Genomic DNA, 382 nt, shown 5'->3' on the forward strand with positions numbered 1-382 from the left:
AAAATCTATAAAACCGATTATTAAAATAAAAACAAACTGTTTTATCTATTTTTAGATTTACTCTATGATTCTTTTATCAAATAATTTTACAGACTGCTTTGGAGAGCTTAACCATGTTAGATCAAAATACTTCAGCTCAATTAAAAACGCTTCTTGAACGCCTTGAAGGTCCGATTGAATTGGTTGCAACTTTGAACGGTTCTGAGAAATCAGACAAAATCAAAGAATTGGTTGAAGAAGTTGCAGCACTGTCTCCACTGGTGACTGCACGTTTTGATGGTCAAAATTCACGTGCACCGAGCTTTGGTGTGGCAAAAGCGGGCGAACAACCACGTGTCTTCTTTGCGGGTTTACCGATGGGACATGAGTTTACCTCTTTGAT

At 37.4% G+C, this 382-nt stretch carries 1 pseudogene; it reads left to right on the plus strand.

What is annotated here, in order from left to right:
* Positions 1-113 precede the first annotated feature (113 nt).
* Positions 114-382: pseudogene (locus tag DPG01_RS18620) on the plus strand (alkyl hydroperoxide reductase subunit F); the annotation flags it as partial.

The organism is Acinetobacter sp. WCHAc060042, assembly GCF_003231195.1.
In the GTDB taxonomy this organism is placed as follows: domain Bacteria; phylum Pseudomonadota; class Gammaproteobacteria; order Pseudomonadales; family Moraxellaceae; genus Acinetobacter.